This is a genomic window from Shinella sp. R2-11, from assembly GCF_055330205.1.
The window spans coordinates 133,831-146,412 of record NZ_JBVAPC010000007.1; the positions used below are offsets into that span (position 1 = coordinate 133,831).

The 12,582-nt window shown below is 67.0% G+C and carries 13 protein-coding genes; 5 read left to right on the top strand and 8 right to left on the bottom strand.

Annotation, left to right across the window (positions count from 1 at the left end; translation table 11 throughout):
* The first annotated feature begins 78 nt into the window (after positions 1 to 78).
* The gene (locus ACZ1A1_RS18030) at positions 79 to 1,539 is read left to right on the top strand and encodes a phospholipase D-like domain-containing protein (protein ID WP_463620991.1); all 1,461 of its coding nucleotides are present in this window, start codon (positions 79 to 81) and stop codon (positions 1,537 to 1,539) included.
* Here the strand turns inward: ACZ1A1_RS18030 and ACZ1A1_RS18035 are convergent.
* Together ACZ1A1_RS18035 and ACZ1A1_RS18040 are read right to left on the bottom strand one after the other, a co-directional pair.
* Positions 1,511 to 2,353, bottom strand: a complete 843-nt coding sequence (locus ACZ1A1_RS18035; RefSeq protein ID WP_313195526.1) for an endonuclease/exonuclease/phosphatase family protein — start codon at positions 2,351 to 2,353, stop codon at positions 1,511 to 1,513. The genes ACZ1A1_RS18030 and ACZ1A1_RS18035 overlap by 29 nt on opposite strands.
* Before the next feature lie 84 nt (positions 2,354 to 2,437).
* The gene (locus ACZ1A1_RS18040; protein ID WP_415214810.1) at positions 2,438 to 2,917 is read right to left on the bottom strand and encodes an Lrp/AsnC family transcriptional regulator; all 480 of its coding nucleotides are present in this window, start codon (positions 2,915 to 2,917) and stop codon (positions 2,438 to 2,440) included.
* 150 nt (positions 2,918 to 3,067) lie between these two features.
* Between ACZ1A1_RS18040 and ACZ1A1_RS18045 the strand changes: the two genes are divergently transcribed.
* From ACZ1A1_RS18045 to ACZ1A1_RS18055, 3 genes are read left to right on the top strand one after another with little or no spacing between them, the layout of a single operon-like run.
* The gene (locus tag ACZ1A1_RS18045; RefSeq protein WP_463620992.1) at positions 3,068 to 4,237 is read left to right on the top strand and encodes an amino acid aminotransferase; all 1,170 of its coding nucleotides are present in this window, start codon (positions 3,068 to 3,070) and stop codon (positions 4,235 to 4,237) included.
* A 7-nt stretch (positions 4,238 to 4,244) separates the two neighbouring features.
* Positions 4,245 to 4,856, top strand: a complete 612-nt coding sequence (locus ACZ1A1_RS18050) for a YitT family protein (RefSeq protein ID WP_463620993.1) — start codon at positions 4,245 to 4,247, stop codon at positions 4,854 to 4,856.
* A 47-nt stretch (positions 4,857 to 4,903) separates the two neighbouring features.
* Positions 4,904 to 5,248 carry an ArsC family reductase gene (locus ACZ1A1_RS18055; protein WP_463620994.1) on the top strand — a complete coding sequence of 115 codons (345 nt, stop codon included), beginning with the start codon at positions 4,904 to 4,906 and terminating at the stop codon, positions 5,246 to 5,248.
* Positions 5,249 to 5,334: 86 nt separating this feature from the next.
* Here ACZ1A1_RS18055 and ACZ1A1_RS18060 read toward each other — a convergent pair whose 3' ends face one another.
* The 3 genes from ACZ1A1_RS18060 to ACZ1A1_RS18070 all read right to left on the bottom strand — a co-directional run bounded on the left by ACZ1A1_RS18060 (position 5,335) and on the right by ACZ1A1_RS18070 (position 8,046).
* Positions 5,335 to 6,192, bottom strand: a complete 858-nt coding sequence (locus tag ACZ1A1_RS18060; protein WP_463620995.1) for a C40 family peptidase — start codon at positions 6,190 to 6,192, stop codon at positions 5,335 to 5,337.
* A 19-nt stretch (positions 6,193 to 6,211) separates the two neighbouring features.
* Positions 6,212 to 6,562, bottom strand: a complete 351-nt coding sequence (locus ACZ1A1_RS18065) for a MarR family transcriptional regulator (protein WP_415214814.1) — start codon at positions 6,560 to 6,562, stop codon at positions 6,212 to 6,214.
* Between the two features lie 92 nt (positions 6,563 to 6,654).
* The gene (locus ACZ1A1_RS18070; RefSeq protein ID WP_463620996.1) at positions 6,655 to 8,046 is read right to left on the bottom strand and encodes a leucyl aminopeptidase family protein; all 1,392 of its coding nucleotides are present in this window, start codon (positions 8,044 to 8,046) and stop codon (positions 6,655 to 6,657) included.
* 132 nt (positions 8,047 to 8,178) lie between these two features.
* Here ACZ1A1_RS18070 and ACZ1A1_RS18075 point away from each other — a divergent pair, with 132 nt between their 5' ends.
* Positions 8,179 to 8,994, top strand: coding sequence for a tetratricopeptide repeat protein (locus ACZ1A1_RS18075; RefSeq protein WP_463620997.1), 816 nt, complete (start codon positions 8,179 to 8,181; stop codon positions 8,992 to 8,994).
* 83 nt (positions 8,995 to 9,077) lie between these two features.
* Here ACZ1A1_RS18075 and ACZ1A1_RS18080 read toward each other — a convergent pair whose 3' ends face one another.
* From ACZ1A1_RS18080 to ACZ1A1_RS18090, 3 genes are read right to left on the bottom strand one after another with little or no spacing between them, the layout of a single operon-like run.
* On the bottom strand, positions 9,078 to 10,052 hold the full coding sequence (locus tag ACZ1A1_RS18080; protein WP_415214817.1) for a type II secretion system F family protein: 975 nt from the start codon (positions 10,050 to 10,052) through the stop codon (positions 9,078 to 9,080).
* A 10-nt stretch (positions 10,053 to 10,062) separates the two neighbouring features.
* Positions 10,063 to 11,073 carry a type II secretion system F family protein gene (locus ACZ1A1_RS18085; RefSeq protein ID WP_313195515.1) on the bottom strand — a complete coding sequence of 337 codons (1,011 nt, stop codon included), beginning with the start codon at positions 11,071 to 11,073 and terminating at the stop codon, positions 10,063 to 10,065.
* Between the two features lie 18 nt (positions 11,074 to 11,091).
* Entirely contained in the window at positions 11,092 to 12,576 is a 1,485-nt protein-coding gene (locus ACZ1A1_RS18090) for a CpaF family protein (protein WP_463620998.1), read from the bottom strand.
* Positions 12,577 to 12,582 lie beyond the last annotated feature (6 nt).

Consider the following 12,582-nt stretch of genomic DNA (forward strand, 5'->3'; position numbering starts at 1 on the left):
CCCTCGCATTCGTATCGCCCGAAGCAATATATAGAAGCAGCAAAAGAGCTTGCCGCCTTGGGATGATCCGCACGCATCATGTTTGAGACGCTCTCCGCCTACTGGCCGCATATCCTCGTCGCGCTGTCGATCGTGCTCGGCGTTCCCGCCGCCATCCATGCGACGATGACGAAGGAGGAAGTGCGCGCGGCGATCGGCTGGGTCGGCGTCATCGTGCTGTCGCCGGTGGTCGGCGCGCTGATCTATGCCGTGGGCGGCGTGAACCGCATCCGGCGAAAAACCCTCAATCTCGGCCGCGAGGGCCTGCTTGCCGCCGGCTGGCACCATCTCGACGAATACGACGTTTCCAACGCCCACATGCAGGTGCGCTTCGGCGGGGCGCTCGCCGCCATGCAGCGCCTCGGCGACGCCGTCGGCCGCTGCCGGCTCACCTCCGGCAACCGCATCGCGGTGCTCTCGACCGGCGACGAGGCCTATGCGGCGATGCTGACCGCCATCGGCGCCGCCGAGCGCTCCATCCTGCTGGAAACCTACATCTTCGACCGCGACAAGGCCGGCGGGCGCTTCGTCGAGGCGCTGTCGGCGGCGGTCGCGCGCGGCGTCGAGGTGCGCGTGCTGATCGATGCGGTCGGGGCGCGCTACTCCATTCCCTCCATCGTCTCGGAATTGCGGCGGGCGAAGGTGCCGACGGACGTGTTCAACGGCAATATCGTCATGGGCCTGCGCCTGCCCTATGCGAACCTGCGCACCCACCGGAAGATCCTCATCGTCGACGGCACCACCGCCTTTACCGGCGGGCTCAACATCCGCGCCGGCTTCTGCGCGGAATTCGCCGGGCAGGACGCGGCGCTCGACACCCATTTCCGCCTCACCGGCCCCGTCGTCAGCGATCTCTTCCGCATCGCCTACGAGGACTGGCGCTTTTCCGGCGGCGACGACCTTTCCGGCGAGGCCTGGCGCATTCCGCCGCCGCCGGACGCGCCGGATACCGGCATGCTCGCCCGCGTCGTGCCCTCCGGGCCGGACAAGAGTCTCGAGACCAACCACCGCATGCTGATGGGCGCGCTGTCGGTCGCCAAGAAGCAGATCCGCATCATGTCGCCCTATTTCCTGCCCGATCGCGAGCTGATCAGCGCGATGGTCACGGCGGCGCGGCGCGGGGTGGAGATCGACATCGTCGTGCCCTCGGCCAACAACCTCAAGCTGGTCGACCTCGCCATGACCGCGCAGTTCGACCAGCTGCTCAAATACGGCTGCCGCATCTGGCGCGCCTCCGGCGCCTTCAACCATTCCAAGCTGACGGTCATCGACGACATCTGGACCTATGTCGGCTCGTCGAACATCGATCCGCGCTCGCTGCGGCTGAACTTCGAGGTGGATATCGAGGTGATCGACCCGGATTTCGCCGACCGCATCACCGGGCGCATCGCGGCTGCGCTGTCGAATGCCGAGGAGGTCACGCTGGAGGCGCTCAATGCGCGGCCCTTCGCCCAGCGCCTCGTCGAGCGCATCACATGGCTCGGCTCGCCCTATCTGTAGACGCGCCAGCACGCTCCCAGACGACCTTGAGGTCGATATGGGCCTTGATCGGCAGGTGATCGGACGCCACGCGCGCAAGCGGCGAATCGTGCACCTCGACGGAGGTGACGAGATCGTGCGGATGGCCGAGCGCCCGGTCGAGCGCCAGAACCGGAAAGCGGGAGGGAAAGCTCGGCACCGCGCCGGAGGCCGGATCGAAGGTCGGCTGCAAGCGCGAGAGCGACGAGCGCCGGCCGACGCGCCACTCGTTGAGATCGCCGACGAGAAGGGTCGGCATCTCCTCCTCTTCCGCGACGGAGGCGAGGATCGCCATCGCCTGCTGCTCGCGCGAGCGCTTCAAGAGGCCGAAATGGGCGGCGACGAGCCTCAGCTTCCCCACCGGCAGGTCGAGATGGACGACGAGCGCGCCGCGCGGCTCGACGCCCGGCAGCTTCAGCTGCCGCACGCCGCCGACCACGCCCTTGCGCATCATGATCATGTTGCCGTGCCAGCCGTGGCCGGAGGAGGACAGCGCGTTGATCGGCACCGGCACGAGGCCGCAGTCGCGCTCCAGCGCCTCCAGGTTCAGGAGGCCCGACCGCTCGCCGAAGCGCTTGTCCGCCTCCTGGATGGCGATGATGTCGGCATTCATCTCGGCGATCACGCTGGCCGTGCGCTCAGGATCGAAGCGCCGGTCGACGCCGATGCATTTGTGCACGTTGTAGGACGCGATGACGGTATCGCCCGGGCGATTGTTTTCCGGCGGCCGGTGGCCGCGGCGATTGCGAATGGCCGCAAGCAGCGCGGCCGACGTGATCTTGCCGTTCCTGTCCAATGGACCTTCCTCATGGCACCTTCCCATCATATGGGGGCGGGCTTCCTCTCGGCAACCGCCCTGCGGCAAGAAGGTTCCGAAAAGTCAGGGCGGCGCGCTCACCTGCATCTTCGGACTGTCGAGCAGGATGGTCGAGCGCAGCGTCTTGATCTCGCCGATACGCTCGAACTCGCTCCAGAGCAGCCGCCGGTAATCGGCGACATCCTTGACCGCGATCTTGAGGAGGAAATCGAAATCGCCGGCGACGGTGTGGCACTCGACCACTTCCGGCATGCGGCGCACCAGATCGATGAAGCGCTCGCCGACGCGCGGGGCCGTGCGCTCCAGCGTCACCTCCAGGAAGGCCTGGAAGCCGATGCCGGCGGCACGCGGATCGACGATGACCGTATGGCGGATGACGCCGCTCGCCTCCAGCCGCGCCAGCCGGCGCGAGAGCGGGGCGGGCGACAGGCCCACCTTCTCGGCGAGCTGGTTGTTGGAAAGCCCGGCATCCTCGATGAGCAGGCGGATGATCCGCCGGTCGGTCTGGTCCAGGACGATGTCGTCGCCGGTCTTTTTCTCCATTCCCGCCCCTCGCGCAAAAACCTGCACGGAACTTACGGCAGGCCGCAAGAATACAAAAGCTTCTTGCGCCTTCCCCGCAATTTCATGGTCGAATTTGCGGGCGCTTTGCCTTAAATCGTCTTCACCCTCCAGCCAGACAGGAAACCGGCCATGTTCGATGCCCTCACCCGCCAGCCCGACGATCCGCTGCTTGCCCTGATCGGCCTTTTCCGGGCGGACGAGCGCGCCGGCAAGGTGGATCTCGGCGTCGGCGTCTATCGCGACGAAACGGGCGTGACGCGGGTCTTCCGCACGGTCAAGGAGGCCGAGCGCCGTCTCGTCGAGACCCAGCAGACCAAGGCCTATGTCGGGCCGGAAGGCGATCCCGTCTTCCTCGAACGCCTGTGGGCGCTGACGACGGGCGAGGCCGGCCGCGGCCGCGCGACCGCCGGACTGCAAACCCCGGGCGGCTCGGGCGCTTTGCGCCTTGCCGGCGACCTCATGGCGCGCATGGGCACGCGGCGCATCTGGCTCGGCCTGCCGACCTGGCCGAACCATGCCAGCATCTTCACGGCCGCCGGCCTGGAGGTCGTCACCTACCCCTTCTTCGACATCCCCTCGCAGGCCGTTCTCTTCGACCGGATGATGGAGGCACTTTCCGGCGCCGCGCCGGGCGATGCCGTGCTGCTGCATGCGAGCTGCCACAACCCGACGGGGGCGAACCTCAATACCGAGCAATGGCGCGCCGTTGCCGCCCTTATCGCCGAGCGCGGTCTGCTGCCGGTCATCGACATCGCCTATCAGGGCTATGGCCGGGGCCTCGACGAAGACGCGGCGGGCCTGCGCATCCTGCTCAGCGCCGTGCCGGAGGCGCTGGTCGCCGTTTCCTGCTCGAAATCCTTCGGGCTCTACCGCGAGCGCACCGGGGCGATCTATGCCGTCTGCGGCAGCGCCGAGACGGCGCTGACCGTGCGCACCAACCTCGCGGCGCTCGCCCGCATCAGCTATTCCATGCCGCCGGACCACGGCGCCGCGGTCGTCAGCATGATCCTCGGCGACGAGGCGCTGATGGCGGACTGGAAGGCCGAGCTCGAATCCATGCGGCTGCGCATAACCGCGATCCGCGAGCGCCTTGCCGCGGGCCTTTCGAGGCGCTGGCAGGTGCTGACCGCCATCCGCGAGCAGGAGGGCATGTTCTCGCTGCTGCCGCTCGAGGAGGCGGACGTGATGAAGCTGCGGGCCGAGCACGCCATCTACATGCCGACCTCCGGCCGCATCAACATTGCCGGCCTGAAGACGGCGGAGGTCGATGCCGTCATCGAGAAGTTCCTGAGCCTGTGAGGATGCCATGACGGCCGACCCGCCCGAGCGCCATTCCGTCTACGAGGATGTCATCGCCATCGTCGTCGGCACGATGTTCGTGGCGCTCGGCGTGGTGATCTACACCAAGGCCGTGCTGCTCGCCGGCAGCACGGCGGGCCTTGCCCTCCTCCTGCAATATGCGACGGGCATCGGCTTCTGGTGGCTGTTCTTCGCCATCAACCTGCCCTTCTACGTGCTTGCCGTGCGCAAGCTCGGCTGGGCCTTCACGCTGCGCACCTTCGCCGCGGTAACGCTGGTCTCGATCCTTACCCGGCTCACATCCGGCCTGATCGCCTTCTCCCATCTCGATCCGCTCTATGCGGCGGTGATGGGCGGCGCGCTTTGCGGCACGGGCCTGCTCATCCTCTTCCGCCACCGCACCGGGCTCGGCGGCATCAATGTGCTGGCGATCTACCTGCAGGACCGGTTCGGCCTGCGCGCCGGCTATTTCCAGCTCGGCGTGGACCTTGCCATCCTCGCCGCGGCCTTCTTCGTCATCCCGGCGGACCGGCTGGCGCTCTCGGTGCTTGGCGCCGTCGTCGTCAACATGACGCTCGCCATCAATCACCGCCCCGGCCGCTATCTCGGGGTGACGTGACCTCTACGGCGCTCTATGAAAGCGGCACATGACATGAGGAGAGACGCGTGACCGTCACGATCTACGGCATCAAGAACTGCGACACGATGAAGAAGGCCCGCACCTGGCTCGACGCCCGGGGCATCGCCTATCGCTTTCACGACTACAAGGCGGAAGGCATCGACGAGGCGAGCCTTGCGCGCTGGGTCGATGCGCTCGGCTGGGAAACGGTGCTCAACCGCGCCGGCACCACCTTCCGCGCCCTGCCGGACGCCGACAAGCAGGATATCGACGCGAAGAAGGCCATCGCGCTGATGCTCGCCCAGCCGTCCATGATCAAGCGCCCGATCCTAGACCGCGACGGTCAGCTTACGGCCGGCTTCAAGCCGGAGATCTACGAGACGTTATTCTAAAGCAATTCCAGCAAAAGTGCGCAGCGGTTTTGCGTCCGGAATTGCGCCAAAGCAAAAGGATGAATGTTTTCGCGAGCGGAAAAGCTCTAGACGGGACGGCGATAGCCCGTCGGCTGCTGGTAGAGATAGGCGGTGCGCTCGATGGCGGCCGCCAGCGGCTCGCGGGCGACGCTCATCGTATGGCCGTTGGCATGGATGATGGTCGTCTCGTCCTCCATGATCGCCACATGCCCCTTCCAGAAGACGAGGTCGCCGCGCCGCAGTTCCTCGCGGGCGACGGGCGTGCCGAGGCCGGCGGCCTGCATGTCGGAATCGCGCGGGGCGCTTCGCCCTGCCATCATCATGGAAAGCTGCACGAGGGCCGAGCAGTCGAGGCCGAAGCCGGAGCGGCCGCCCCACAGATAGGGCGTTTCGAGGAAGCGGCCGGCAATCGCGACGTAGTCGCCGCCCGCCGTCCCGCCGGCCGGCAGGCAATGGCCGGCAATGACCGACTGGCCGCCTTCCAGCGTGAAATAGCGCGTCCCGCGCGTCTCGCTCTCGCCGACGACCGTTAGCCGGCTTCCCATGGAAAGCGCGAAGGCGGCGGGCGTCCTGAGATCCGGGCCGATATAGGCGAAGGTGCGCGGCACGCCGACGACATGGGTGGCGGGCGCCGCGGCCGCATCCAGCGCGGTTTCCGGCAGGTAGCCGACATAGCCGTCGAAATCCGACTTCACCCAGGCCCAGCCGGCGGCACGGTCGAGCACGCGCACGCCCTCGCCGAACAGGACCTGCGTGTCGATGCCGGCGGTCTCGTCCGGCCGGGGCCGGAGGGCGGCGACGGGCAGGGCGATGCGGGCCGGCACGCCCGTCACATAGCGCTCGGCGGCGACGGTGCCCTTGAGGGCTTCTTCGGCGAGATCCGGACGGAAGGCGTTGAGGCGGCGGTCTGGCAGGGCGTTCATGATGTTCTCGCGGAAGCCTTCAGGAATTCTGGGCGCGGGCCCTGGCGATGATAACATCGCCGAGATGTTCGAGATAGAGCGCCCCCTCGACGGTGCGCTTGATGACGACGTTGCGGCGGTCGCGCTCGTCGCGCACGCGGGTGACGAGCCCCTGCTCGCCCATCGTGTCGAGCGCGCGGGTGATCACCGGCTTGGTGACGCCGAGCCTGGCGGCGAGCCCCCGCACGGTATGCGGCGGGGGCACGAGATAGATCTCCAGAAGGATGGCGAGCTGGCGCAGGGTCAGGTCCCGCCCGTCCTCGCGAACCTGCTCCACGGCGACCGCGTGCCAGAGGCCGAGCGCCTGCGAGGGGTTGAGATCGAGCGGCACGAGTCCTCCGAGGCGTCGCGAGTGCAATCACGGGCGCAGCCACGGGCTTCCCGCAATCGTTACGCTACCGTATCAACCGCCCGAAGGAAAGCTCAGGCGGTCCTGCCGCGCAGGTGATGGTAAAGCGCGCGGATCGCCTGCGCCTCGCCGCCGACCGGCGAATGCGGACGCTCGGCCTGCGCCCAGGCATAGATGTCGAAATGCGCCCAGCGCCGGTTGCGCGTGACGAAGCGCTTGAGGAAGAGCGCCGCGGTGATCGAGCCGGCCATGCCGCCGGCCGGGGCATTGGTGAGGTCGGCGATGCGGGCGGAGACGTCCTTGTCGTAGCCCATGTAGAGCGGCATGCGCCACATCGGATCGTCGACCGCAAGGCTCGCCTCGGTGAGGTCGTGGGCAAGGTCGTCGTCGTCGGTGAAGAAGGGCGGCAGGTCCGGGCCGAGCGCGACGCGGGCGGCGCCCGTCAGCGTCGCCATGTCGACGATGAGGTCGGCCTCCTCCTCGTCGGCATAGGCAAGCGCATCGGCAAGGATCAGCCGGCCCTCGGCATCGGTATTGTCGATCTGCACGGTCAGGCCCTTGCGGCTTTTGTAAATGTCGCCGGGGCGGAAGGCATTGGCCGAGATCGAGTTCTCGACCACCGGCAGCAGCACGCGCAGGTCCACTTTCAGCTTGGCGTCCATGATCATCAGCGCAAGGCCCATGACATTGGCCGCACCGCCCATGTCCTTCTTCATCAGCAGCATGGAGGAGGCCGGCTTGATGTCGAGGCCGCCGGTGTCGAAGCAGACGCCCTTGCCGACGAGCGTCACGCGCTTGTGGCCCTTCTTGCCCCAGCGCAGTTCGAGGAGGCGCGGCGCCTGCTCCGAGGCGCGGCCGACCGTGTGGATGAGGGGGAAGTTCTCCTTGAGAAGATCGTCGCCCGCGATCACCGAGACCTTCGCCTTGTAGTGCTCGCCGAGCGCGCGGAAAACGTCTTCCAGCGCTTCCGGGCCCATGTCGTTGGTCGGCGTGTTGATGAGGTCGCGGGCAAGGAAGACGCCGGCGAGCTGGCGCTTGATGTCGGCGGCGTCCGCATCGGTCGGGATGAGCAGGGTCGGCGCCTCGGAGGCCGAGGCCTTGTAGCGCTCGAAACGGTAGCTGCCGAGACCGTAGCCGAGGGCGAGGCGGTTGGCCGTCAGCGGCGCAGTCTCGATATGCCAGTCGCCGGCGGGCAGCGTGCGGGCGAGCTTGCCCGTCAGGAAAGGCGCATCGGACGGGTTCCTGCCGAGGCCGAACAGCGCCCCGCCGAGATGGCCGTCGGCCGTCGGCACCATCAGCAGCGCGCCCGCCTCCGCCTTGAAGCCGGCCTTCTTCGCCCAGTCGAGCGCGATCGGGTCGATCGTGCCGGTTTCGATATGGGCCGGCGTGATCGCGAAGATCGGCAGCGTCCTGCCGCCTTTCGTGTTGAAGGGAGAGGGCCGGTCGATGAACTGGAAGGGGGCCATGGCGAACCTTTGGAGAGAGCCGGGAATCGGGCAATTAACATTCTGTTAGGGTTAACAGATTATTGCTGGAGTGGAGATTGCGGCGTGATTCTTGACGCCGCGGGGATGCGAAAATCGCTTCGGGGACCGATCATGGCTATCAGCCGCACGCGTTCGTCACTTCGCTCGGCGCTTCTGAGAGGGGCGGCGCTACTCGCCATCACGGTGGCGGTGGCGAGCTGCGCCAGCAAGAACAACCCGACCACGGGCTCGATCTCCACGACATCCAAGCCGATCGGCGCGATGAACGCGACGGAATTGCGCGGGGCGGCCGACAGCATCGGCAAGGCCTACGAGAAGAACCCGCGCGATCCGCAGACCGGCATGAACTATGCCAGCGTCCTGCGCATGAACGGGCGCAACGACCAGGCGCTCGCCGTCATGCAGCAGGTCGCCATCAGCAATCCCGACAACCGTGAAGTGCTGGCCGCCTACGGCAAGGCGCAGGCGGCGGCCGGCCAGCTCCAGCAGGCGCTCGACACGATCCTGCGCGCCCAGACGCCGGACCGGCCGGACTGGAAGCTGAAATCGGCGGAAGGCGCGATCCTCGACCAGCTCGGCCGGTCGGGCGAGGCCCGCCAGCGCTACCGCGAGGCGCTCGACCTGCGACCGAACGAGCCTTCCGTGCTCTCCAATCTCGGCATGTCCTACCTCCTGACGCGGGACCTGAAGACGGCGGAGACCTATCTGCGCTCGGCCGCCACGCAGCCCGGCGCCGACAGCAGCGTGCGCCAGAACCTGGCGCTCACCGTCGGCCTGCAGGGACGGTTCCAGGAGGCGGAAACCATCGCAAGGCAGGAACTGACCGCCGGGCAGGCCGAAGCCAATGTCACGTATCTGCGCTCCATGCTGACCCAGCAGAATGCCTGGAAGAAGCTCGCCGCGGACGACAGCGGCAGCACCAACTGAAGCTCATCCCAGCGTCCCTCCCAAGACGCCAACGCCCCGGCCGATTGCTCGACCGGGGCGTTTTTTCGTTCGGTTAACCGCTGTCAGAAGCGGTCGGAAACCTGGATGCCGGCGGGGCCGAGGATGACGGCGACGAGCACCGGCAGGAAGAACAGGATCATCGGCACGGTCAGCTTCGGCGGCAGGGCGGCCGCCTTCTTCTCCGCCTCGTTCATGCGCTGGTCGCGGCATTCCTGCGCCAGCACGCGCAGCGCCTGGGCGAGCGGCGTGCCGTAGCGTTCGGCCTGGATGAGCGCCTGCGTGACCGACTTGACCGTGTCGAGCCCGATGCGGGTGCCGAGGTTCTCGTAAGCCACCCGCCGCTCCTGCAGGAAGGAGAGTTCCGCGGTGGTCAGCACCAGTTCCTCGGCCAGTTCCGGCGAGGCCATGGCGATCTCGTCGGCGACGCGCTTGAAGGCGACTTCGATGGAAATGCCCGATTCCACGCAGATCAGCATGAGGTCCAGCGCATCCGGCCAGGCGCGGCGGATCGATTTCTGGCGCTTCGACACCTGGTTGGAGACGAAGATGTTCGGCGCGTAGAAGCCGAGATAGCCGATGGCGACGGTGGCGAGGATGCGCATCGGCAGCGGCTTGTCGCCGAGGAAGCCGAGATAGAAGATGTAGAAGCCGGCAAGCATCAGGAAGACGAAGGGCAGGACGAAGCGCGCGAAGAGGAAGATGTTGAGCGCGTTCTGCGAGCGGTAGCCCGCCTGCTTCAGCCGGTTCACCGTATTGACGTCGACGAGCGCCTCGCGCAGGTTCAGCCGCTCGACGACCTGGCGCACGGAGGTGTTGTGCTGGGCGCGCAGCGAGGCCTTGCTCTGGGCGGCCTGCGTGTTGAGGCGCGCGCGTTCGCGCGCGCGCATCTGCTCGCGCTCCAGCGCCACCGCCTTCATGCGCCTGCCGAGGTCGCCGCGGTCGAGATAGGGCGCCGCCAGCGTGTAGAAGGTCGCCAGCACGGCGATCATCACGAAGGCCGGCAGCAGGATGGCGGGATCGGTAAGCGTGGCGACCATGGTCTCGGCCCTAGATGTCGAAGTTGATCATGTTGCGCATCACGAGGATGCCGATCGACATCCAGAAGCCGGAAATGCCGAGGATGAGATGGCCACGCGGATCCTGGAACAGGATCATGATGTATTCCGGCGAGGTCAGGTAGACGAGCAAGGTCACGATGAACGGCAGGGCGCCGATGATCGCCGCCGAGGCCTTTGCCTCCATCGACAAAGCACTGACCTTGGCGCGCATCTTGCGGCGCTCGCGCAGGACGCGGGAGAGGTTGCCCAGCGCCTCGGAGAGATTGCCGCCCGCCTGGCTCTGGATGGCGATGACGATCGAGAAGAAGTTGACTTCCTGCAGCGGGATATTGGTGAACATGCGGGCGCAGGCATCCGGCACGCTGAGGCCGACCTGCTGGGATTCGACGACCTTGCGGAATTCCGTCTTCACCGGCTCCTGGCCTTCGGCCGCGATCAGCCGCAGCGCATCCGTCAGGGGAAGACCGGACTTGATGGAGCGCACCATGACGTCGAGCGAGTTGGGGAACTCCTCGAGGAACTTGTTCATGCGGCGTTTGACGAGGAAGCCGACGAGCCAGCGCGGCAGGCCCGCCCCCATGATGAAGGCGACGCCGAGCGAGATGAGAAGCCCCGCGCCGGCCACGAGCGTCAGCACGAAGGCGAAGAGGCCGAAGATCGCGCTGAAGACGTAGAATTTGGCGGGCGTGATCGAAAGGCCCGCCTGCATCAGCCTCGCCTTCAGGGTCGTGGCGATGCGCCTCGTCTGCTCCTGCTGCTTCTTTTCGAGGTCCTTCAGGGATTCCTGCACCGACTTGCGGCGCTTGGAGAGCTCCTGCATGCGGTCGCGCGCGGCCTTGGCCTTGTTCTGGTCGGTCTCCGCGGCCTGCACGCGGCGGAAGCGGCTCTCGGTCTTCTTCTCGGCCTCGATGCGCGAGAAGAGCACGCCATAGGCAAGGCCGGCGGTGGAGAGCGCCGCCAGCGCGAAGATCGCAACGATGGTGATATCCAGCCCGAACATCCGCGCCACTCCCTGCCCTTAGGGCTTTTCCATCGCGTCGAGCGTTGCCGCCAGGCGCCTGTCCTCGTTGAAGTAGCGGGCGCGCTCCCAGAAGTGCGGCTTGCCGATGCCAGTGCCCATATGCTTGCCGACGATGCGGCCGTTGGCATCCTCGCCCTGGATGTCGAAGCGCATCAGGTCCTGGGTGACGATGACATCGCCTTCCATGCCGACCACCTCGGTGATGTGGGTGATGCGGCGCGAGCCGTCGCGCAGGCGCGAAGCCTGGATGATGACGTCGATGGAACCGGCGATGATCTCGCGCACCGTCTTGGCCGGCAGCGTGTAGCCGCCCATGGCGATCATGGATTCCATGCGGGAGAGGCATTCGCGCGGCGTGTTGGCGTGGATCGTGCCCATCGAGCCGTCGTGGCCGGTGTTCATCGCCTGCAGGAGGTCGAAAACCTCCGGTCCGCGCACTTCGCCGACGATGATGCGTTCGGGACGCATGCGCAGGCAGTTCTTGATGAGGTCGCGCATGGTGATCTCGCCCTCGCCCTCGATGTTCGGCGGGCGGGTTTCGAGACGCACGACATGCGGCTGCTGGAGCTGGAGTTCGGCCGAGTCCTCGCAGGTGATGACCCGCTCGTCCCGGTCGATATAGTTCGTCAGGCAGTTGAGCAGCGTCGTCTTGCCCGAGCCGGTGCCGCCGGAGATGACGAGGTTGCAGCGCACGCGGCCGATGATCTGCAGCAGCGCCGCGCCCTCCGGCGTGATCGAGCCGAAACGGACGAGCTGGTCGAGCGTCAGCTTGTCCTTCTTGAACTTTCGGATGGTGAGCGCGGTGCCGTCGATGGCGAGCGGCGGGGCGATGACATTGACGCGCGAGCCGTCGGGAAGGCGCGCGTCGCAGATCGGGCTCGATTCGTCGACGCGGCGGCCGACCTGGCTGACGATGCGCTGGCAGATCGAGAGGAGCTGGGCGTTGTCGCGGAAGCGGATCTCCGATTCCTGCACCTTGCCGCCCACTTCGATATAGGTCTTGCCGGCGCCGTTGACCATGATGTCGGCGATGTCGTCGCGCGCCAGCAGCGGCTCCAGCGGACCGTAGCCGAGAACGTCGTTGCAGATGTCGTCGAGCAGTTCCTCCTGCTCGGAGATCGACATCGCGAAGTTCTTGATCGTGATGATGTCGTTGACGATGTCGCGGATTTCCTCGCGCGCGCTTTCCGTGTCGAGCTTTGCGAGCTGCGACAGGTCGATCGTGTCGATCAGCGCGGAGAAGACCTGGCTCTTGGTATCGTAATAGTCTTCGGTGCGCGGCGAGCGGCGGCGGCTGGAGGCGGCGGGCGCAGGGGCCTGAGCCGCCGGCGCGGGCGCCGGCTCGAAGGCGGGCTGGACCACGGGCGCGGGCGCGGCCGGCCGTTCGGCCGTCACCGTCGCGGCGGCCGAGGGTGCGGCGTGGGGCATCTGGCCCGCTGCGCCGCTCTTGCCGAAACCGTCATTGCCCCGTTTGCCGAACATGCCACG